Source organism: Amycolatopsis sp. lyj-112, from assembly GCF_046549055.1.
GTDB lineage: Bacteria > Actinomycetota > Actinomycetes > Mycobacteriales > Pseudonocardiaceae > Amycolatopsis.
The window spans coordinates 926,480-945,610 of the sequence record NZ_JAJPWS010000002.1; the positions used below are offsets into that span (position 1 = coordinate 926,480).

The 19,131-nt window shown below is 68.0% G+C and carries 22 protein-coding genes and 1 tRNA gene; 13 read left to right on the forward strand and 10 right to left on the reverse strand.

The window, feature by feature from the left end:
* Positions 1–5: 5 nt before the first annotated feature.
* Positions 6–491 (reverse strand): DUF488 domain-containing protein, encoded by a 486-nt coding sequence (locus ACLJRL_RS11245; RefSeq protein WP_410656025.1) that lies wholly within the window; start codon positions 489–491, stop codon positions 6–8.
* Between the two features lie 4 nt (positions 492–495).
* A complete protein-coding gene (locus tag ACLJRL_RS11250; protein WP_410656174.1) occupies positions 496–834 on the reverse strand; it encodes a YybH family protein in 339 nt (112 codons plus the stop codon).
* A 76-nt stretch (positions 835–910) separates the two neighbouring features.
* Here ACLJRL_RS11250 and ACLJRL_RS11255 point away from each other — a divergent pair, with 76 nt between their 5' ends.
* Complete coding sequence (locus ACLJRL_RS11255; RefSeq protein WP_410656026.1) at positions 911–1,882, forward strand: helix-turn-helix transcriptional regulator; 972 nt, start codon at positions 911–913, stop codon at positions 1,880–1,882.
* Positions 1,883–1,937: 55 nt separating this feature from the next.
* Here ACLJRL_RS11255 and ACLJRL_RS11260 read toward each other — a convergent pair whose 3' ends face one another.
* Positions 1,938–4,412, reverse strand: coding sequence for an endonuclease/exonuclease/phosphatase family protein (locus ACLJRL_RS11260; RefSeq protein WP_410656027.1), 2,475 nt, complete (start codon positions 4,410–4,412; stop codon positions 1,938–1,940).
* Positions 4,413–4,607: 195 nt separating this feature from the next.
* Between ACLJRL_RS11260 and ACLJRL_RS11265 the strand changes: the two genes are divergently transcribed.
* Positions 4,608–5,945, forward strand: a complete 1,338-nt coding sequence (locus ACLJRL_RS11265) for a BNR-4 repeat-containing protein (RefSeq protein WP_410656028.1) — start codon at positions 4,608–4,610, stop codon at positions 5,943–5,945.
* A 224-nt stretch (positions 5,946–6,169) separates the two neighbouring features.
* On the opposite strand, the gene ACLJRL_RS11270 is transcribed toward ACLJRL_RS11265, so the two are convergent.
* Complete coding sequence (locus ACLJRL_RS11270) at positions 6,170–6,628, reverse strand: limonene-1,2-epoxide hydrolase family protein (protein ID WP_410656029.1); 459 nt, start codon at positions 6,626–6,628, stop codon at positions 6,170–6,172.
* 118 nt (positions 6,629–6,746) lie between these two features.
* Between ACLJRL_RS11270 and ACLJRL_RS11275 the strand changes: the two genes are divergently transcribed.
* The gene (locus ACLJRL_RS11275; RefSeq protein WP_410656030.1) at positions 6,747–7,307 is read left to right on the forward strand and encodes a DUF305 domain-containing protein; all 561 of its coding nucleotides are present in this window, start codon (positions 6,747–6,749) and stop codon (positions 7,305–7,307) included.
* Positions 7,308–7,349: 42 nt separating this feature from the next.
* A tRNA-Ser gene (locus tag ACLJRL_RS11280) sits at positions 7,350–7,437 on the forward strand.
* Positions 7,438–7,498: 61 nt separating this feature from the next.
* Here the strand turns inward: ACLJRL_RS11280 and ACLJRL_RS11285 are convergent.
* The 3 genes from ACLJRL_RS11285 to ACLJRL_RS11295 all read right to left on the reverse strand — a co-directional run bounded on the left by ACLJRL_RS11285 (position 7,499) and on the right by ACLJRL_RS11295 (position 8,751).
* Positions 7,499–7,708, reverse strand: a complete 210-nt coding sequence (locus ACLJRL_RS11285; protein WP_410656031.1) for a CsbD family protein — start codon at positions 7,706–7,708, stop codon at positions 7,499–7,501.
* Positions 7,709–7,792: 84 nt separating this feature from the next.
* Positions 7,793–8,236, reverse strand: a complete 444-nt coding sequence (locus ACLJRL_RS11290) for a nucleoside deaminase (protein WP_410656032.1) — start codon at positions 8,234–8,236, stop codon at positions 7,793–7,795.
* A 32-nt stretch (positions 8,237–8,268) separates the two neighbouring features.
* Positions 8,269–8,751 (reverse strand): tRNA adenosine deaminase-associated protein, encoded by a 483-nt coding sequence (locus ACLJRL_RS11295; protein ID WP_410656033.1) that lies wholly within the window; start codon positions 8,749–8,751, stop codon positions 8,269–8,271.
* Between the two features lie 76 nt (positions 8,752–8,827).
* Between ACLJRL_RS11295 and ACLJRL_RS11300 the strand changes: the two genes are divergently transcribed.
* Together ACLJRL_RS11300 and ACLJRL_RS11305 are read left to right on the forward strand one after the other, a co-directional pair.
* Complete coding sequence (locus tag ACLJRL_RS11300) at positions 8,828–10,057, forward strand: M20 metallopeptidase family protein (protein WP_410656034.1); 1,230 nt, start codon at positions 8,828–8,830, stop codon at positions 10,055–10,057.
* 37 nt (positions 10,058–10,094) lie between these two features.
* On the forward strand, positions 10,095–10,565 hold the full coding sequence (locus tag ACLJRL_RS11305; protein ID WP_410656035.1) for a heme-degrading domain-containing protein: 471 nt from the start codon (positions 10,095–10,097) through the stop codon (positions 10,563–10,565).
* Here the strand turns inward: ACLJRL_RS11305 and ACLJRL_RS11310 are convergent.
* Complete coding sequence (locus tag ACLJRL_RS11310) at positions 10,549–10,866, reverse strand: hypothetical protein (protein ID WP_410656036.1); 318 nt, start codon at positions 10,864–10,866, stop codon at positions 10,549–10,551. The genes ACLJRL_RS11305 and ACLJRL_RS11310 overlap by 17 nt on opposite strands.
* Before the next feature lie 305 nt (positions 10,867–11,171).
* Positions 11,172–11,324, reverse strand: coding sequence for a hypothetical protein (locus ACLJRL_RS11315; protein WP_410656037.1), 153 nt, complete (start codon positions 11,322–11,324; stop codon positions 11,172–11,174).
* 393 nt (positions 11,325–11,717) lie between these two features.
* On the opposite strand from ACLJRL_RS11315, the gene ACLJRL_RS11320 reads away from it, so the two are divergent.
* The 7 genes from ACLJRL_RS11320 to ACLJRL_RS11350 all read left to right on the forward strand — a co-directional run bounded on the left by ACLJRL_RS11320 (position 11,718) and on the right by ACLJRL_RS11350 (position 16,659).
* Entirely contained in the window at positions 11,718–12,650 is a 933-nt protein-coding gene (locus tag ACLJRL_RS11320; RefSeq protein WP_410656038.1) for a dihydrodipicolinate synthase family protein, read from the forward strand.
* Between the two features lie 63 nt (positions 12,651–12,713).
* Positions 12,714–12,938: a hypothetical protein gene (locus ACLJRL_RS11325; protein WP_410656039.1), complete on the forward strand. Its 225-nt coding sequence runs from the start codon at positions 12,714–12,716 to the stop codon at positions 12,936–12,938.
* 161 nt (positions 12,939–13,099) lie between these two features.
* Complete coding sequence (locus ACLJRL_RS11330) at positions 13,100–14,152, forward strand: fatty acid desaturase family protein (RefSeq protein WP_410656040.1); 1,053 nt, start codon at positions 13,100–13,102, stop codon at positions 14,150–14,152.
* Positions 14,149–14,328 (forward strand): RGCVC family protein, encoded by a 180-nt coding sequence (locus ACLJRL_RS11335; protein WP_410656041.1) that lies wholly within the window; start codon positions 14,149–14,151, stop codon positions 14,326–14,328. Before ACLJRL_RS11330 ends, ACLJRL_RS11335 begins: the two co-directional genes overlap by 4 nt.
* A 9-nt stretch (positions 14,329–14,337) precedes the next feature.
* Positions 14,338–14,496 carry a DUF6307 family protein gene (locus tag ACLJRL_RS11340; protein ID WP_410656042.1) on the forward strand — a complete coding sequence of 53 codons (159 nt, stop codon included), beginning with the start codon at positions 14,338–14,340 and terminating at the stop codon, positions 14,494–14,496.
* A gap of 157 nt (positions 14,497–14,653) precedes the next feature.
* Positions 14,654–15,997, forward strand: a complete 1,344-nt coding sequence (lysA, locus tag ACLJRL_RS11345; protein ID WP_410656043.1) for a diaminopimelate decarboxylase — start codon at positions 14,654–14,656, stop codon at positions 15,995–15,997.
* A gap of 167 nt (positions 15,998–16,164) precedes the next feature.
* Positions 16,165–16,659 (forward strand): Lrp/AsnC family transcriptional regulator, encoded by a 495-nt coding sequence (locus ACLJRL_RS11350; protein ID WP_410656044.1) that lies wholly within the window; start codon positions 16,165–16,167, stop codon positions 16,657–16,659.
* Between the two features lie 94 nt (positions 16,660–16,753).
* Here ACLJRL_RS11350 and helR read toward each other — a convergent pair whose 3' ends face one another.
* Positions 16,754–18,958 (reverse strand): RNA polymerase recycling motor ATPase HelR, encoded by a 2,205-nt coding sequence (gene helR / locus ACLJRL_RS11355; protein WP_410656045.1) that lies wholly within the window; start codon positions 18,956–18,958, stop codon positions 16,754–16,756.
* Positions 18,959–19,131: the final 173 nt, after the last annotated feature.

Below are 19,131 nucleotides of genomic sequence, written 5' to 3' on the forward strand. Positions count from 1 at the left end.
GGGTTTTACGCCGGGCAGAGGTCTGCGATCGCCAGGCCGTGTTCGGCACGCAGGCGCGCGGCCACGAGTGAACGGTGACATGCCTCCGGGTCGCGCTCGACGCAGAAGAACGCGGTCACCGAATCGCTCGCGAGCTCGGCCACCAGCGTGCCGAGGTCGAACGGATCGAGGACCTCCTGGGTGTAGCGCTCGGCGTACTCGGGCGCGAGCGCGACGCGGTTGCGCTTGCCCACGCCCTGGCGGTCGTCCTCTCGGTACTGGAGCTCACGCAGCTCGGTCGTCGGCGCCAGGTCCTTCACGTGCCGGTAGCCGATGTCCGCCCCGGCGAGCGCGCGCTGGAGCCTCACCGAGTTCGCCCAGGAGTAGTCGGGGCCCCGGACGCCGCGGCGCTGGCGGAGGTCGAGCAGCAACCCCACGCCGGCGCCGGTGAGCTTCTCGACGAAGGATCCGGCCGTGAAGCCGTAGACGCCGACTGTCGCGATGCTCCTCATCGCTCTAGGGCACGAACACCGGCTGGTCGACGGACCACAGCCAGGATCCGTCCGGCTGGCGCCGGGCGATCTCGACGGTCATCTCGCCGGTGGTCAGCGTGGACGCCGTGAGCGCCAGGTCGTCGCCCACCAGCGCCGGATGCTGCCTGCCCGGCAAGAGTTCCGGCGCGGCCGCGACGAACTGCTCGTACACCTTCCGGATCTCCGCGTGTCCGGTCGCGAGGTTGCCCGGCGGGAACGCCAGCACGGCGTCCGGCTCGTACAACGCCACCAGCCCGTCGACGTCGCCCGCGTTGGCGCGCTCGATGAAGAACCTGCCCAGGTCGTTCGGCTCAGTGGCCACTGTCTTGCTTGTCATGCCGATGAGCCTCCCAACTAATCACGACATCCTGTGTCGTGTATTCCGGTAAAGTTTTCGTATGCGCGCCGACCGGCTGGTCTCGCTCGTGCTGCTGCTGCGCCGGCACGGCCGGCTGTCCGCGGCCGCGCTGGCCCGCGAGCTGGAGGTGTCCACTCGCACCGTCCTGCGCGACATCGAGGCGCTGTCCGCGGCGGGCGTCCCGGTCTATGCCGAACGCGGCAGGCTCGGCGGTTTCGCCTTGCTGCCCGGTTTCCAGACCGAGCTCACCGGGCTGAACCACGACGAGGCACTGGCCCTGCTGGTCGCCGGGTCGCGGCGCGGCGCGCAGGTGTTCGGTCTCGGCTCGGCGCTCGCTTCGGCCATGCTCAAGGTGGTCGACGCGCTGCCCGAAAGCTCTCGCGCCACCGCGGCCGGCGCGGCCCAGCGCCTGCTCATCGACCCGGGGACAGACCTTCTGTCGCGCAAGCAGGTCGCTGAAGAGGTGCCGGACACCATCGTGGCCGAGGTCCGGCGCGCGGTGTTCGCCGGACACAAGCTGCGCATCCACTACGCGGCCGTGGACCAGGCGCCGAAGTGGCGCACGGTGGACCCGATCGGCCTGGTCACCGTGCGAGAGCAGGGCTATCTGCTGGCCACGAGATCCGGCGAAGACCGCACCTACCGGCTGTCCCGGGTCTTGGCCGCCGAGGAACTCGCCGAACCCGCACAGCGACCGGACCGGGTCGATCTGGACCGGGCCTGGCAGGAACGCAGCACGCGGTTCCGGACCGGCGGCGACCAGGTCACCGTGCTGGTGCGGATGAACCCGGCGCGGCGGGAGGATCTGGTGGGGACCGCGCTGGCCGTCCTCGCCGAAGAAACCGACGCGGACGGCCGGCTGCGGCTGGAGGTGACCTTCCAGGATTCGAGACACGCCGAATGGGCGTTGTGGCAGCTCGCGACGAACGCGGAAGCCCTGTCCCCGGAGTGGTTGCGGACGTCCCTGCGCGACCGCGCCGCCGCCGTCGCCACCTGCTACGTCCGCGATTAGTCCTCTACTCGCGGTCCATGCACACGCAAGGACCGCAAGTAGAGGACGAAACGCGTTAGGGCCTCGGGAAGTACGGGCCGAGGATCTTCTCCAGGTAGTCCGCCAGGTCGTAGAACGCGTCCTGGACGGCGTTGCCCGCGCTCGGCCGGAACCGCAGCACCTGCGGGTCGTGGTCGCTCGCCTGCTGCGCGAATTCCGCGTTCAGGTGCACGACGTCGTAGTCGGTCCCGCGCGGCGCCCGCGACGCCAGGATGTGGTCCAGCACCTGCGACTGTCCCTCGAAGACGTAGCTGTACCGCTCCTTCTCCGGCAGCGAAGCGATGAGGTCCTTCAGTACGCCACCGGCCGTCAGGGTCTGCACCGCGGGCGAGAACGGATAGTCGTTCAGGTCGCCGGCGACGACGATGTTCGCGTTCTTGTCCGACGCGAGCACCTTGTCGATGAAGCCGCGGAGCACGGTCGCCTGCTTCGCCCGCTGCACCTCGGAACTGCGCACCGGCGGCTGGTTGCGGCCGTGGGTCGGCTGGTCGCCGCCCTTGGAGTTGAAGTGGTTCGCGATGACGAACACGGTGCGGCCCAGGAAGACGAACTCGCCGACCAGCGGCTTACGGCTGGCCTCCCACGCTTCGTTCGCCGGGTCGACCCGGCCGGGCGAGACGGTCAGGTGGGTCTTGCCACGTTCCTTGACGACGTCGACCGGAGTGGTCGCGTCACCGCCCGTGCGGTCCACAAAGGACACTCGGGCCGGGTTGAACAGGAAGCCGACGCGGATGTTGCCGCCCGGCTGGCCGCCGTCCTTGCCGTTCTGCGGGTCGATCTGGCGCCACTCGTAGCGCGGGCCGCCGGCGGCGACGATCGCGTCGACGAACTTCTGCATCGTCTGGTCCGCGACGACGGTGCCGTCGTTCGCCGGACCGTTGTTGTCCTGGATCTCTTCCAGGTTCAGGATGTCCGGCGTCGCCAGATTGGTGACGATGGCCTTGGACAGCTCGCCGAACTTCTCCGCACCGTCCAAAGCGGACAGGTTCTCGACGTTGTAGGTCGCCACGGAGAGCTCGCCGCCGCGCTGCTTGCGAGTGCTCTCGCGCTGCAGCTTGTTGTCCTTGGTGGCGCCCAGTTTCGTCGCGAACAGGGTGTAGCCGCCGAAGTTGGTGTACTCGACCGGGCCGGAGGTCTCACCGAGGAGCTGGTCGCCGGTGTTGACCTTCGGGAACGGGACCTGGTCGAAGGGGATCAGCGAAGCGACCTTGAGCACGCCGGTGTTGAGCCGGTCGTAGTCCAGGTACACCGCGCCGCCGCGCACGCTCGGGTTCTGCTTCGGTTTGGTGGTCACGTAAAGCTCGTTGAACGACGTCGACGGGCCGACGACGCGCGCGTCGGAAACGCTGATGATCTCGCTTTCGTGTGTCTCCCAGAAGTCCAGCGAGTACTTCGCGGGCTCCAGCGGCAGCGGCTCGATGGAGCCGCCGGGCGCGGGGGCGACGGTGTCCGGGACCGAATCCGGCGTGACGACAGTCGGTGCGGGCAGGGCGTTTCCGCTGGAACCGACCGTCCACTGTGCACTAGTCAGCTCGGTGAGCGACTGGTACGGCGAGGTCGCGGGCGCGTCCGGGTAGAACTCGCGGATGGTGCCGGCGGCGGTCACCGCGTCGCCGACGGCCACGGCGGGCGTGGTCGAGCCGGTGAAGACGAACAGGCCCTCGCTCGTCCGCGGGTCGGCGTCGGGAGCGGAGTCGGTGAGCCAGAACCCGCGCGCCGAACCGAAGGACCGGATCGCGGTCACGACGCCGGTGACCCCGGCGACCTTACGGTCCTTGAACGGCGAGATCCGGGTCGTGCCCTGGATGTCGTGGATCTTGGCGTCGACCGGCGGCGGGCCGGTCTCGCCCGGCGTCTCACCCTTGCCGTTGGTCGGCGTGGGCTCGCCGGGGGTGAAGTCGGCGGCGTTGTCGTCGGTGTCCACCAGCGCCGACGCCCTCGCGACCGACGTGGTGTTGGACGGCGCGGCGGCCGCGGCACCCTCGCGGATGGTGGCGCCGCCGAAGCCGGCCAGGTCCTTGATCCTGGCGTCGGCCGCGCAGTCGGCCGCGGTCTTGCAGGTGAGCGCCGAGGTGCCCTGGACCAGCGCGATGGTGCCGGCGCTCGCGGACAGCGTGATCGACCCGGTGGCGTCAGGGGTGGGCAGGGCGACACTGCCGCCCGCGCCCTTCGCCTGCGCGATCAGGTACCGGGCGCCCGGCGCGACGCTGCCGGTCAGCGGCGTGACCTGCCAGCTGTTCCCCGACGCGGGCGCGTACTGCACGCTGAAACCGTCGAGGCTCACCGCGGCCGCGCCGCGGTTGGCGAGTTCGACGAAGTCGTTGGTCAGCGTGGCCCCCGCGTTGCCGCCACCGCCGTAGACCTCGGCGATCACGGCGTCGGCGCTGGGCGCGGCGAGCGCGGCCGGAGCGGCGACGCCGCTCACGACCAGCCCGGAGGTGACGGCCACGGTCAGGGCCCGTCTCCTGGCAGCACGGCGGGATGTGGTCACGCTGAGTCCCCTCTTCGCAAGATCGGTCGAGGAATACTCCCCCGAACAAGTGAAATGAGGAAGACGACAAGACAACGATTCGTGACCGCTAGGCCGTTCGGACCCCCGGTTTCGTCGTTTTCAGGGCTGGTTTTGCCGTGTTCTTACGTGAGAGGATCAAGCTCCGCCGCCTGCTACGCACCAGGAGGCGTTTTCATGCGCGGACTTCTTTACGCGCTCATTCCCCTCATCGCGGCAGGTCTCGTGACCCCCGTTTCCCCAGCGGCGGCCGAACCGCCGGAGAAGACCTCGTTCGAGGTGATGACCCCGGCGAGCACGGTCGCTTCGCGCACCGACCGGCGGCCGAACGCGGGCGGGATCTACGACCCGGTCGCGCGCAAGACCTTCATCTCGTGGTCGGGCAAGGCCGCGGACACCTACGTGCAGGCCTTCGATCACCGGGACAACACCTGGACCGAGCCGAAGAAGATCGCCGACGGCGAGTCCGATCCGCACAACTACCCGACGATGCTGCTCGCCGGCGACGGCCACCTGCTGATCTTCCGCGGTATGCACAACACGCGCACCGTGATCAGCCGCGCGCCGAGCGCCCATTCGCTGGACGGGACGTGGACCGACACCGAGGTCGCCCAGGGTGACTCGGCCAGCTACCCGATGCCCGTCAAGACGACCGACGGCACGCTGTTCATGTTCTACCGCGAGACGACCAACGAGCTGGATCCCACGGCCAACAGCGACTTCCGCCCGATGAAGTACATCGTCTCCCGCGACAACGGGAAGACGTGGAAGAACTCGGTGCAGCTGACCGGGAAGCAGTGGGCGTTCGGTTCGCTGGGGCGGGCCGACCACATGGACGAGGTCTACGTCGGCCAGCTGCGGTATCTGCCCGCCTCCGGGCGGATCCAGTTCGTCTACACGCTGGCGGGCGGCGGCCCGACGCAGCACAAACACGACGTCTACCACCGCAACGTCTACTACCTGTCCTTCGACGTCCGCACCCTGCGATTCTTCTCCGCGAACGGACGCGATCTCGGTACGCAGGTCGACGACGCCGAGCAGGAGCGGTACCTGAAGGTCGTCGAAACCCCGCTCGAACTGCCGGGCGCGCTCAAATCGCCGGACTACATCCTGCAGGTCGGCACTCAGCGCGACGGAAAGCCGTTCGTCACCTGGTTCCAGTTCGACGCGGCGGGTTCGCCGCGCGATTTCGCGGGCGCGTGGAACGGCAGGAACTGGGAAGTCCGTGAAGTCGCGAGCGGATTGCGGCTGCGGGAGATCGAACCGCTCGGGCACGGCACTTGGCGCGTTTACGGAACCCGGGACGGACAGCCGAACATCGAAACGTTCCTGCTCGAGAACGGCCGCACCTGGAAGCCGGAAACCGTGATCACCACGCCGAAACCGGTCCAGCGCGTCGAGGTCATCGGCGGCTTCCGGGATCCCGCCCGCATTCTCGCGACGGGTGCCTCCAGTGCGCGTGACGTCTCCGTGGCCGACGGTGACATTTATGTCGCGGGAACGCCGCGCAAATAGACCATTGGTGTTCGTCTGCCTTAAATGAACCTCAAGTCCGGGTACAACCGGCCATTTCCGGAGTTACCTTGGGTTCAGTGAGCGGGGCCACATTTCCGCTCACCGAACCGGACACAGCACAGGTTTCCGACGCTCGCCGGGGAGGGCGAGCGGGGGGACTGGGGGCGCACCGCCGGTGCACGGGACCCGTCGAGGGAGGACGGAGCCCGTATACCGGCGGTGTGTCATGTCCGAGGCCGTTGCTCCAGATCCTGCCGCATGCGGTACTTGCCGATGAGCGACTTCGCGCCGGCGACCACCACCTTGCCCGCCCCCTTCGCGCTCGCGGCGAGGAACGTCGTCCAGTCGAAGTAGTCGCGCCAGAGCACGATCCGGCCGTCGCGCACCTCGAACGTGCCGCACACCCAGAACTCGGCCTCCCAGGAGCCCCGGCGCAGGACGTCGGTGCGTTCGGTGAGCACGATCGGGCCGTCGGCGGCGATGTGGTGCGTGCGCGCCTCGAACCCGCTGCCGTAGCGGGCCATCGTGCGCAACTGCTTCTCCACCGCCGCGAGGCCGCGAGCAGGGGGAAGCGGGACGTTCTGATAGACGATGTCGATCGCCACGAAGGTCAGCGCGCGATCGATGTCGAGCTCTTCGAGGGCCTGAAGGAAGCCGGTCACCACGGTCTTCGGATCCGTCATGTCCACCGAGGCTAATCCTCTTCGCGCGGATCGGCGCGATGTGATTTTGAACCGCTCAAAGGTCACGGCCGTATTACAGAAAGGAGGGTCCGGCTTCTCCCAAGACAACGGAGGTCTTATGCGACGGCGACTGCCGATGGCACTGCTCGGGCTGGTCGTCTGGGTGCTCGCGGGGTGCTCGACGGCCACGGGCGCCGCACCGGCGGCGGGACCGCAGGGCACGCCCGGCACCAACCAGGCCGACATCACGTTCTCCCAGCAGATGGTCCCGCACCACCAGCAATCGATCCAGGTCGCGAACCTCGCCTCGGAACGGTCGGCTTCCGAGTTCGTGAAGGCCACCGCGACCAAGATCATCAAGGCCGAATCGGCCGAGGTCCAGACCATGACCGGCTGGCTCCAGTCGTGGAACGCCGCCGTGCTGCCCGCGGCGGGCCACGCCGGGCACGCCATGCCCGGGATGATCACCGAGGGCCAGGTCGCTTCGCTGCAGAACCTGAGCGGCGCGGAGTTCGACAAGACCTGGCTGCCGCTGATGGCCGAACACCTGCGCAACGGCGTCACGATGGCCAAAACGGTCCTGACCGCGGGCGAGCACGCCGAGACGAAGGCGCTGGCCGAGGAGATCGTCGAGAACCAGACGGCGGCGATCGACGAGATCACCGCGCAGATTTCTTGACCCCCTGAAGGGCCTCCGACGCCCTCCGGTATTGTTCTCGGCGGTGGCGTGTCCGAGCGGCCGAAGGAGCACGACTCGAAATCGTGTGACGGCTAATAACCGTCCGTGGGTTCAAATCCCACCGCCACCGCAGCGAAGAGCCGGTCTCCCACAAGGAGACCGGCTCTTCTGTTTCACGCGATATTCGACGACTACTTCTTGTCGAACTTGTTCTTGACGTCCTGCACCGCGCCCTCGGCGCGATCGCGCAGGTCGTGCCCGGCTTCCTTGACCTCGCCCTCGGTCTGGTCCGCCCGGCCCGAGTTCGCGAGCTCCTCGTTGTCGGTCTTGTCGCCGAGCTTCTCCTTGGCGGCGCCCATGGCCTGCTGTGCCTTGTCCTTCGCCTTGTCGAAAACGCTCATGGCGGACGATCCTCCTTCGACTGCGACCACACGCTGCGGCCGCCTATGTCTCGGATACCCGCTGAACGCGAGACGACACATCTGTCACCCGGTGCGGTTACTCCGCTGCCCACGGAAGAAGTCTTCGAGCAGGGCCGCGCACTCGGTCTCCAGCACGCCGCCGACGACCTCCGCGCGGTGGCTGAGCCGCCGGTCGCGGACGACGTCCCACAGCGAGCCCACGGCGCCCGTCTTCGGCTCCCAGGCGCCGAACACCAGCTTCGTGACCCTGGCCATGACGAGGGCGCCGGCGCACATCGTGCACGGCTCCAGCGTCACGGCGAGCGTGCAGCCTTCGAGCCGCCAGCCGTCGCCGTAGATCTCGGACGCGGCCCTCAGCGCGAGGATCTCCGCGTGCGCGGTGGGGTCTCCGAGTTCTTCACGGGCGTTTCGCGCCGAAGCCAGCGGCGTCCCGTCCGGCGACAGGACAACGGCTCCGATCGGCACGTCGTCGCCCGCTCCCCGCGCCGCTTCGATCGCCGCCCTCACGGCGGCGATGTCGGCGGAAGAGGCGAAGGAGCTCAGATCTCGTCCAAGATCTTGGTGAACTCGGCGGCGAATCCGCACCGCTGGGCGACCATCTGGAGTTGTTCGTCCGGATAAAGATCGACTTCGCCGACGATGACCTCGAGTTCGGCCCCCGGTAGCCCGAGATCGGCCAAGATCGCCAGATCGCCTTCCGGCCAGACCGCGTCGTCGTCCTCGTCCGGCGGATCGACTCTCAGCACGTCGAGGACGTCTGCGGCGATGTCGTAGTCGAGCGCCGCGGCCGCGTCGGAGAGCAGCAGTGAAGGCCCTCTGGGACTCGGCCGGACGATCACGAAGAACTCGTCGTCGATCGCCAGCAGACCGAACGCGGCGCCGGTCGAACGCAGTTTTCCGAGCTCTGTGATCGCAGCGTCGAGTTCCGCGAGCGCCCCAGGATCAAGAGAGCTGCACCGCCACCGACCGTCCTCCCGCACCACGGCCACCGCGAACCCCGTGATCGGCTCTTGCACCGCCATGCGCACACCGTATTCCGCCCGTGTTCGGAACGCACGCACGGTGCGCCCGAAGCGCCTCATGCGCCACTATCGAGACATGACCGGACCCACCGACTTGCCCACTCTCCCCGATGCGCGCTTCGCCGGATTGCTGGACGAGGCACGCGCACTCCAAGCGAAAACCGTAGAGCTCCGCCGGGAGATCCACCGGAATCCGGAACTCGGGCTGCACCTGCCGAAGACCCAGGCCTCGATCAAGGCGGCCCTGGAGGGGCTGCCACTGGAGATCACCGAGGGCAAATCGACCACCTCGCTCACGGCCGTTCTGCGTGGTGGGAAGCCCGGGCCGGCGATCCTCCTGCGCGGCGACATGGACGCGCTGCCCCTGCAGGAGGACACCGGCCTCGACTTCGCGTCCGAAGACGACGGCGTCATGCACGCGTGCGGGCACGACACCCACGTCGCGATGCTCGCCTCGGCCGCACGGCTGCTGGCCGAGCACGCCGACGAACTGGCCGGGTCGGTCGTCTTCATGTTCCAGCCCGGCGAAGAGGGCGAACATGGCGCACGTCACATGATTCACGAAGGCGTGCTCGAGGCCGCCGGCGAGCGGGTCGAGAAGGCGTTCGGCATCCACATCTTCACGCAGGTGGAATCCGGCATCCTGCAGACGCGGCCGGGCCCGATCATGGCGTCGGCGAACAGCTTCCACGTGAAGGTCACCGGCCGGGGCGGCCACGGTTCGGCGCCGCACCAGGCGATCGACCCGGTGCCCGCGGCCGCCGCCATGGTGAGCGCGCTGCAGACGATGGTGACCCGCAAGGTGAGCGTGTTCGAGCCCGCGGTGGTCTCGGTCACCCGCATCGAAGCCGGGACCACGACGAACATCATCCCGGAGACGGCGTTCCTGGAAGGCACGATCCGCACGCTGTCCGAACGGACACTGGCGTTCGTACGCGAGGAGCTGCCGAAGGTATGCGAGGCGATCGGTGCCGCGCACGGCGTCCGGGTGTCCGCCGAAGTCACCTCCGGCTATCCCGTCACGGTGAACGATCCGCAGGTCGCGAGCCGGGTTCTGGAACTGGCCGCCGAGGTGCTCGGCGCGGGCAACTCCGCCGTCATGCCGGACCCGGTCATGGGTGCGGAGGACTTCTCCTATGTCCTGCAACGGGTTCCGGGCGCGTTCGCGTTCCTCGGCGCCTGCCCGCCCGAGGCCGACCTCGCCACGGTCGAGGCCAACCACTCGAACCGGGTGGTCTTCGACGAGGACGCGATGGCCAACGGCGTCGCGATGTACGCCGCCTTCGCGCTGGACGCCCTCCGGTGACTGGAGATTAAACAACAGTGTTGATTTAATGGGTGCCATGAGCGATGACACCCTGGCCGCGCTGGCCGCACAGGAGGAGCGCCTGGTCTTCCACCGGTTCGAGAACGAAACGGCTCTGGAGCTGGGCATCCACCTGCTGACGGCGGCACGGGAGCGCCTCCTCCCGGTGACGGTTTCCGTGCGCCGCGGCGGGCAGCGGCTGTTCCACGCGGCGTTGCCGGGCACCTCTGCCGACAACGACGCGTGGATCGACCGCAAGAGCCGAGTCGTCGACCGCTACGGGCACAGCTCGTTCCTCATCGGCGAGCAGTTCCGCGCGAGGGGCACGACCTTCGAGGCCGATTCACGCCTCGACCCGGACCTGTACGCGGCGCACGGCGGCGTGTTCCCGGTGATCGTCGCCGGGGTCGGCCCGGTCGGCACCGTCGGTGTCTCGGGCCTGCCCCAGGCCGACGACCACGCGTTCGTCGTCGAGCAGCTCGAAGTCTTCCTCAGCGCGCAGAACTGAGGATCTCCACCGCGCCGACGGCGAACGCTTCCGGCGTGCCGAACCGCTTGGCCCACCCCGTTTTCGTCTTCGTATCCCGCAGCTGCCCGGTGACGCCGATCCAATAAGAATCCTGGGCGTACTCCGGGCCGATGTCGTGCCACGGCAGGCGAGAACGGTCGACGACGCAGAACGCCGGCGTGCCCGCGTCGTATTCGAAGACGACGTACACGAAGCCGATGCCGCCCGCGAGCCCGGCGATCATCGCCTCACTGGGCGCGTCCTCGATGAGCGTCTTGATCAAAGCGGATTCGCGGTGCACGCCGAAGTCGTTGCCCCGACCGGGTTCCTGCGGGCACTTGGCGAGCAGCTGCCGCCTCGCGGTCAGATACGACTCGCCGGTCCGCGACGGTCGGCGAAGGCCACCTTTACCTCCGCCGTGCCGGAAGGCGTGGGCTTCCGGTCAGGAGGTCGAGCGTGCGGCTCGGGCGCGAGGTCAGCATAGGAGTTGTCCACAGGTTGTCCACGTGTGGAGAACTCTGTGCGAGGGCGACATAACCGGACGAGTTCCGGTTATGTCCTGACAAACTCCCTAGTGGTCTAGTCCAATCCCTGACGCGCTGTGAATCACGCCCGAGGGAGTCCCAAGAAGGTGGTCATCTCGGTCGGCGGCCAGAACGGCCAGGTACAGCTGACCACCGCCGCCGCGTGGGACGCGTTCGTCAGTTCGGCGAGCGCGATCATCGACAAGCACGGCCGGGAGTTCTCGAAGAACTTCACGTCGTACTTCCGAGGCCGGAGGTCGCGACAGAGGGGAGCAGCAGGGCGCCAGCGTGGGAGGACACGCGTGTCCAGACGGCGAACACTCGTGATTGAACGGCGAACACGCGTGATTGAACACGGAACTCGCCGCGGAATCCGGCCACGCGCGAGTTCGCCGCCTGATCACGCGAGTTCGCCCTCTGATCACGCGAGTTCGCCGTCCAATCACGTGTGACGTCCATCGACGTGTACCCGCACAGGCCCACCAATGCGCCAACACCAACTTAAGTGTCCCGAATCCTCCGTTGATCAAGATCCGAGAGGTAGTCCGACCGTCCCAAGGTTCAGGACGGGTGGCCCGAAACGGAGTGCGTGCTACCGTAAGTCGTCACATCATATATCAGATCGGACATGCCAGTGGTGACCACTTCCGCGTTCGACCAGCGCAAGCGACGACTGTCCGGGGTCGTGGCCATCCCCGTCACGCCGTTCGACGTCAGCGGCACAGTCGGCGCCGTCGACCCGGAGACGTACTCGCGCCTGGTGGACCGGCTGATCACCGGCGGCATCGACGTCGTGACGCCGAACGGGAACACCGGCGAGTTCTACGCGCTCGACGAGGCCGAGGCCCGCCAGTGCCTCGAAGTGACCGTCAAGACCGCCGCCGGGCGCGCGAGCGTGGTCGCCGGGGTCGGGCACGACGTCGCGACGGCGATCCGCGCGGCGCGGCACGCGCGGGACGTCGGCGCGGATCTGATCATGATCCATCAGCCGGTGCACCCGTACGTCTCGGCCGAGGGCTGGGTCGAGTACCACCGGGCGATCGCGGCGTCGGTCCCGGAGCTGGGTGTCGTGCTGTACGTGCGCGACCCGAAGATCGGCGGAGAGCGCCTGTCGAGGCTGGCCAACGTCGCCCCCAACGTCATCGGCGTGAAGTACGCCGTCGGGGATCCGGTGCGGTTCGCGTCGGTCGCGCGGGATGCCGGGCCGGGCAGGTTCACGTGGATCGCCGGTCTGGCGGAGCTGTCCGCACCCGGCTACTTCGCCGTCGGCGCGACCGGGTTCACCTCGGGACTGGTGAACGTCGCGCCGGGGCTCTCACTTGAGATGTTCCACTCACTGCGGGACGGGGACTTCCGCGCGGCGATGGATGTCTGGGAGCGCGTCCGGCCCTTCGAAGAACTCCGGGCCGCCGACGGCAACGCCAACAACGTGAGCGTGGTGAAAGAAGCGCTGGCTCAACTCGGGCTGTGCCGCCCGGACGTGCGTCCGCCGAGCCGCCGGCTGACCGGTGACGAACGAGCGCAGGTCACCGGACTGCTTGAAAAGTGGGGGCTCGCCTAGGATTTCTGACCGTGCTCACGCCCGCCAAGGGAGGGCGTGAGCACAGTGACAGTCTCAGAGGTCGTGGCCATCGACGATCGCGGCGTGGCCCTGATGGGCGCCTCGGGGCGCGCCGTGAGGCGCGGCGGGCGGCTGCTCGCCGGGTGGTGCCGGCGGGACCAAGAGCGCGATGGGATCGATGTCTGGCCGGTGCTCCTGTCTCCGATCGAAAACCTCGCGATCGGACGGAACCGGGGGAAGTTTCCCTCGATGTCCTTGACTGTACGCCAGATCGTGCTGCTTTGGTGAATTGCTTCCGGCGGTCCCACGTGGGACGCTGGTCGAAGACCACGGAGCTACCGTGGCGTGTTGTGGGCCCCAGTGCCTTTCTCAACCGAACCAGACCCCTTCGGTGTTCTGAAACCCGTTGCTGGACTGACAACTCTCACGAACCAGAACGGTGTGATCTCATGACGTCCACGACGTCGCTGGACCCGGCGGCTTCGCCCTCCAGCCAAGGCAGCGATTTCGCCACACTGTCCAAATTGGTCAAGGACGCCGACCTCCTCAAGCGCAGGCGCGTCTACTACTCGGTGAAGATCGCGTTGAACCTGCTCGCGTTCGCGGGCGGCTGGGTGGCCTTCGTCCATCTCGGTGATTCCTGGTGGCAGCTCTTCCTCGCGGCCTTCTTCGCGATGATGTTCACACAGCTCTCCTTCATCGGCCACGATGCCGGGCACAAGCAGATCTTCCGTAGCCGCAAGGCGAACGACGCCACCGGGTTCGTCCACGGTGGACTGACCGGGCTGAGCTACGGCTGGTGGATCGGGACGCACAACCGCCACCACGCCAATCCCAACCACGAGGACGAAGACCCGGACGTCAACCTCGGCGCGCTCATCTTCACCAAGGCCCAGGGCGCCGAGCGGCGCGGTTTCCTGCGCTGGATGGCGAAATACCAGGCGTACCTGTTCTTCCCGCTGCTGTTGTTGGAAGGCCTGAACCTGCACGTGTCAAGCGTGGTGGCGATCGTCAAACCCGGCTTCAAACGGCGGAAGCTCGAGTCCGCGCTGTTCCTCGCCCACGTCGCCGCATACCTGACAGCGGTGTTCGTGGTCCTCTCGCCCGGCGTCGGCTTCGTGTTCATCGCGGTGCACCAAGGCCTTTGGGGCGTGTACATGGGCTGCTCGTTCGCCCCGAACCACAAGGGCATGCCGACCCTGTCTGCCGGACACAAGCTCGACTTCCTGCGCAAGCAGGTGCTCACCTCGCGCAACGTCCGCGGCGGGCCGGTCGTGGACTTCGCGCTCGGCGGGCTCAACTACCAGATCGAGCACCACCTCTTCCCGAGCATGGCGCGGCCGAACCTCAAGCACGCGCAGGTGATCGTGCGAGAGTTCTGCGCGAAGAACGGCATCGAGTACGCGCAGTGCGGCTGGGCCGCGTCGTACGGGTATGTGCTTCGACATCTTCACGAAGTCGGGGCGCCGTTGCGCGCTCAGGCGACGGCAGGTGCGCGATGACCGCCGTCCACTCACTCGGCGATACGGCCGAGCCCGCCGCCGACGACAGGTGCCCGAACTGCCCGCACCCCCTGTCCGCGCACGACGCGATCGCCCGGCGATTCTGCACCGCGACCGCGGCCGGCGGGTTCAGCCGTGGCTGCACCTGCGCCACGAAGCCCGAAACAACCGAATAGAGGATCACCATGAACGCCGACACCGTCCCCGTCTCCCGCTACGAGATGCGGGTCGACAGCGTGAAGAAGATCGTCAACGAACACACCACCCTCGACAACGAGGCGGCGTTCTCCCTGGCCGTGCACATGGTGCGGGCGCTGGACACCGTCCCGGAGCCGGTTCGCTGACCCTGGTCCACCCGAACACTGTGGCCGGGGTTACTCGCACGTCAAGAACGCGTCAGTGAGGCCACTCACGACGTCAGAGACGTGTCTGCGGAGCGGCCGGGCCGGGCCGATCGGAGTTGTGCTGGCAGTGCACTGACCGATCGACGCGGAGGTAACCGTGACGCTCAGCGAGTTCCTGCCCAGCCTCGGCTGTGAAGCCGCAGACCACCTCGAACCCGGGGTCTGGCCCAGGAGCACCAAGCTCGGCCCGGGCGGGGAACTGCTGTTCGCGGGCGCGCCGGTGTCCCACCTCGCCGCGAAGTTCGGGACACCGGCGTACCTGCTCGACGAGGACGAGGTCCGGCAGAACGCCCGCGCGTACCGGCGGGCGCTGCCGGACGCCGAAGTCGCGTACGCGAGCAAGGCGTTGTGCACGCGGGCGGTGCTGCGCTGGGTCGCCGAGGAAGGGCTTTCCCTCGACACCTGCTCGGCGGGCGAGATCACCGTGGCGCGGTCGGTCGGTTTTCCCCCCGAACGAATCCTGCTGCACGGCAACGCGAAAACGCCCGAGGACCTCAAAGCCGCGCTCTCCTACGGTGTCCGCCGGATCGTCGTGGACTCGCTCGACGAGATCGAGCAGCTGGGCGCGCTCGCCACCGGCGCGCAGCAGGTGCTGATCCGCGTGACGCCGGACGTCGCGGCCGGCACACACGCGGCGATCACCACCGGGACCGAGGGACAGAAGTTCGGTTTCTCGCTGCGCGAAGAAGTCCGCGACAACCTGGACCGCGCGGTCTCGGCCGTGCTCGCCCAACCGGGACTGCGGCTGGCCGGGCTGCACTGCCACATCGGCTCGCAAGTGTCCCGTGTGGACTTCTACGAACTGGCCGCCCGCAAGATGGCCGGGGTACTCGTCCGGATCCGGGAGACCCACGGCATCACGCTGCGGGAACTGGACCTCGGCGGCGGCCACGCCGTCCGCTATCTGCCCGGCGATGCCGGCTTCGACATCGACGGCTACGTGCGCCGTCTGCGGGTCGCCCTCGCCTACGAATGCACTTCCCACGGCTTCCCGTTGCCACGGTTGACAATCGAACCCGGCCGCGCGATCGTCGGGCCCGCCGGCATCACCGTGTACCGCGTCTGCGCGGTGAAACGCGGCTCGCGCACGTTCGTGGCCGTGGACGGCGGGATGAGCGACAACGCCCGGCCGGCGCTCTACGGGGCGGTGTATATCGCTCGCTTGATAGGAAGGCGCAGCCGCGCGGTCCGACGGCCGATGACGGTGGTCGGGCGGCACTGCGAATCGGGCGACGTCCTCGCCGACGCGCTCGCCCTCCCCGACGACGTCCACCCCGGCGACCTGCTCGCCGTGCCATGCACCGGGGCTTACCACCATTCACTCGCTTCGAACTACAACCTCGTCGGCAGGCCGCCGGTGATCGGCGTCTCGCGGGGCATCGCCACCCTGCTCGTCCGGCGCGAAACCGAGGAAGACCTGCTGAAACGCGACCTCGGCTGAGGCGCTGACGGAAACCTCGGCGCATCCGCATCCCGGCAGCAGATTCCATCGTGTGGCGGTGCCGGAAAAGTGAAACGCGACAAACAACTTAACGGCGGTAGCATTCTGGACATTGATCGATACGCTGCGCGACAAGAATCGCATGCCGAAACAAAGGGAGGGACGGCATGGGTGACGAACCACGCGCGCAGATGGAGCAGCGCACGCCAAGAGGTTTGGACAATACCGATCGCACTCTGATCGCTCTGCTACAAGTCGACGGGCGGGCCTCGTTCACGGCGCTCGCCAAAGCCGTCGGGCTGTCGGAAGGCGCTGTACGCCAGCGTGTTCAGCGGCTGTTGCGGGACGAGACGATGCAGATCGTCGCGGTCACGGATCCGACGAATGTCGGACTCGGCCGCCAGGCGATGGTCGGGATCAAGGTCCAAGGCGATCCACGAGCGGTCTCCGACCAGCTCACCGGGTTGCCGGACGTCCATTACGTCGTGCTCACCGCGGGAACTTACGACCTGCTCGCCGAGGTCGCCTGCCGGGACGACGAACACCTGTTGAGTGTGCTGAACGACGACATCCGGCCCATCCCGGGTGTCGTCAGCACCGAGACCTTCGTGTACTTGAAGCTCGCAAAACAGACATACGCCTGGGGTAACTTGACTCGATAACGCCCCCGGTCCAAGGCCATGAACGGGTCGTTCCTTGCAAATTTCGCAAGGAACGACCCGTTCATGGCATTCACGGAGCCGGACACGCGGCGAGTCAGACGCAGCGCAGGTACGCGTCCGGAGTCCGCTGCCCGGTGTCGAGCCCGCGAAGCACTTTCGGCAACGGGCCGGTGTGCAGCACGCCGAGCCGCTGAGTCGCCCGCGTCAGCGCGACGTACAGTTCCGCCTCACCGCTCGGACCCTCCGCGAGGATCCGTTCCGGCGCCACCACCAGGACGGCGTCGTACTCCAGTCCCTTGGCCGCCGAAGGCGCGATCGCGCCCGCCACTCCCGGCGGCCCGATGACCACCGAGGTCCCTTCGCGTCCCGATTCCTCTCGAACGAATTTCGCGACGGACTCTTCGATGTCCACTTCGGACACTCGACGGGCCCAAGGCCGGACTCCGCAGGAGCGCACCGAATCCGGCGGCTCGGCGCCAGGCGCGAAGCTCGCGAGCAACGAGGCCGCCACCGCCATGATCTCCGACGGCGTCCGGTAGTTGACGGTCAGTTTCCGGTACGCCCACCGATCGGCGACATAGCGGGAAAGCATCGCGTCCCACGATCGCGCGCCCGCCGGGGACCGGCGCTGCACCAGATCCCCGACCACGGTGAACGACCGGCTGGGGCAGCGCCGCATCAGCACCCGCCAGTCCATTTCGGACAGTTCCTGCGCCTCGTCGACCACGACGTGGCCGTAGGTCCAGTCCCGGTCCGCCGCCGCGCGTTCGGCCAGATCCCGTTCGTCGCGCTCCGCGAAGCGTTCCGCCAGGTCCTCCGCCTTCAGCACGTCCGTCGGCCGGAGCGCGAACTCGTAGTCGTCGTGGTCCTCCTCGACCTCGATGAGGTCCAGCACGCGCTCCGCGTACTCCTCCAGGGCCCGCTTCCGCCGCGCCTCCACCCGGCGTTCCGCGGTGCGGTCCCAGCCGAGCAGTTCGACGGCCTCGTCCAGCAGCGGCACGTCGGAGACCGTCCACGCCGCCGCGTCCTCGCGGAACAGCGCCGGATCGGCGCCGGCCGCCCGCAGCCGTTCCGGAGAGCCGTAGAGACCGGAGAGCAGCCGTTGCGGCGTCAGCACCGGCCACAGGCCGTCGAGTACCGCCCCGAGCCGCAGGCTGGCCTCGAGTTCGCGCCGGACGTTCTTCTCCAGGTCCGGACGGGCGTGCGTGTCGTTCTCGGGCAGCCAGCCCTTGCCGATGAGGCCTACCGCGCGCTCGGTGAGCGCGGCGACCACCTCGCCTTCGAAGACGGCCTTGGCCTCGTTGTGCACGAGACCGGTGTCCCGGGCCACCTGCCGCGCGGCCGCCACGACCTCGGCGTCGAGCGGGACGGTGATGTCGTCGAGTTCGATCGCCTCCGGTCCCGCCGGCAGTTCCTGGCGGTCCGCCACCGCCGCCGCGAGCACGTCCAGCATCGCCAGGGAGCCCTTGAGCCGCTGGACCGGCGGCGGGTCCTCGCGTTCGGTGTGCAGGCCGGGGACGAGGTCACCCGGCGTCGCGAAAACGACGCTGGTCTCGCCGAGCGACGGCAGGACCCGGCCGATGTGGTCGAGGAAGCCGCTGCTCGGCCCGACCACGAGCACGCCACGCCGCTCCATGCGCTCGCGTTTCGTGTACAGCAGGTACGCGACCCGGTGCAGCGCCACCACCGTCTTGCCGGTCCCCGGTCCGCCCTCCACGACCACCACCCCGGCGTGCTCCAGGCGGATGATCTCGTCCTGCTCGGCCTGGATCGTCGCGACGATGTCCCGCATTCCCTCACCGCGCGGCGCGTTGACCGCGGCCAGCAGCGCCGCGTCACCCCGTTCCTCCCCCGAATCCGGACGGCCGAGCACCTCGTCGGTGAAATCGAGGATCCGGCGGCCGAGAGTGCGGAACTGGCGGCGCCGAGACATTCCGTCCGGGGACGCACCGGTCGCGCAATAGAACGCGCGCGACGCCGGCGCCCGCCAATCCACCAGTAAGGGTTCGTAGTCGTTCTCGTCGTCGAAAAGGCCGATTCGGCCGATGTAGGTCCGGTCGCCCGAAAGGGCGTCCAAACGACCGAAACAAAGACCCTCGTCGGCGATCTTCAGCCGGGCCATCTCCCGGGCCTTCGTGCTGACGGAGACTTCACGGTCCGACAGCGCGAGCCCTTCTCCCCGTAGTGCGTCCGCATACGCACCGTTCACCCGCACTCGTTCGGCGTCCAGCCGTCCGTAGAGCGAGGCGATGTACTCCCCTTCGGATCGCAATTCCTCGTCGTACCCCTGATTTGACAAGTTCCCTCACAGCGTTTAGACTGCTAACAGGTTCGGCGTTACGATCAGGCATTTCTGATCGGGCGCCGATTTTTTATTGTCCACCCCTTGTCAAGAGGGACCCGGCATTCACCCGGAAATGATCGTGCGCGATAATGGGGGCCGGAACCCACCATTACCGCGCACGATGTACT

Bases quoted from the DNA above. Each gene is read 5' to 3' on its own strand.
- ACLJRL_RS11270 (WP_410656029.1), bottom strand. From the start codon at position 6,628: ATGACGGATCCGAAGACCGTGGTGACCGGCTTCCTTCAGGCCCTCGAA.
- ACLJRL_RS11340 (WP_410656042.1), top strand. From the start codon at position 14,338: ATGAACGCCGACACCGTCCCCGTCTCCCGCTACGAGATGCGGGTCGAC.
- ACLJRL_RS11245 (WP_410656025.1), bottom strand. From the start codon at position 491: ATGAGGAGCATCGCGACAGTCGGCGTCTACGGCTTCACGGCCGGATCC.
- ACLJRL_RS11255 (WP_410656026.1), top strand. From the start codon at position 911: ATGCGCGCCGACCGGCTGGTCTCGCTCGTGCTGCTGCTGCGCCGGCAC.
- ACLJRL_RS11335 (WP_410656041.1), top strand. From the start codon at position 14,149: ATGACCGCCGTCCACTCACTCGGCGATACGGCCGAGCCCGCCGCCGAC.
- ACLJRL_RS11295 (WP_410656033.1), bottom strand. From the start codon at position 8,751: ATGGCGGTGCAAGAGCCGATCACGGGGTTCGCGGTGGCCGTGGTGCGG.
- ACLJRL_RS11350 (WP_410656044.1), top strand. From the start codon at position 16,165: ATGGGTGACGAACCACGCGCGCAGATGGAGCAGCGCACGCCAAGAGGT.
- ACLJRL_RS11265 (WP_410656028.1), top strand. From the start codon at position 4,608: ATGCGCGGACTTCTTTACGCGCTCATTCCCCTCATCGCGGCAGGTCTC.
- ACLJRL_RS11320 (WP_410656038.1), top strand. From the start codon at position 11,718: ATGCCAGTGGTGACCACTTCCGCGTTCGACCAGCGCAAGCGACGACTG.
- ACLJRL_RS11275 (WP_410656030.1), top strand. From the start codon at position 6,747: ATGCGACGGCGACTGCCGATGGCACTGCTCGGGCTGGTCGTCTGGGTG.
- ACLJRL_RS11300 (WP_410656034.1), top strand. From the start codon at position 8,828: ATGACCGGACCCACCGACTTGCCCACTCTCCCCGATGCGCGCTTCGCC.
- ACLJRL_RS11330 (WP_410656040.1), top strand. From the start codon at position 13,100: ATGACGTCCACGACGTCGCTGGACCCGGCGGCTTCGCCCTCCAGCCAA.
- ACLJRL_RS11285 (WP_410656031.1), bottom strand. From the start codon at position 7,708: ATGAGCGTTTTCGACAAGGCGAAGGACAAGGCACAGCAGGCCATGGGC.
- ACLJRL_RS11305 (WP_410656035.1), top strand. From the start codon at position 10,095: ATGAGCGATGACACCCTGGCCGCGCTGGCCGCACAGGAGGAGCGCCTG.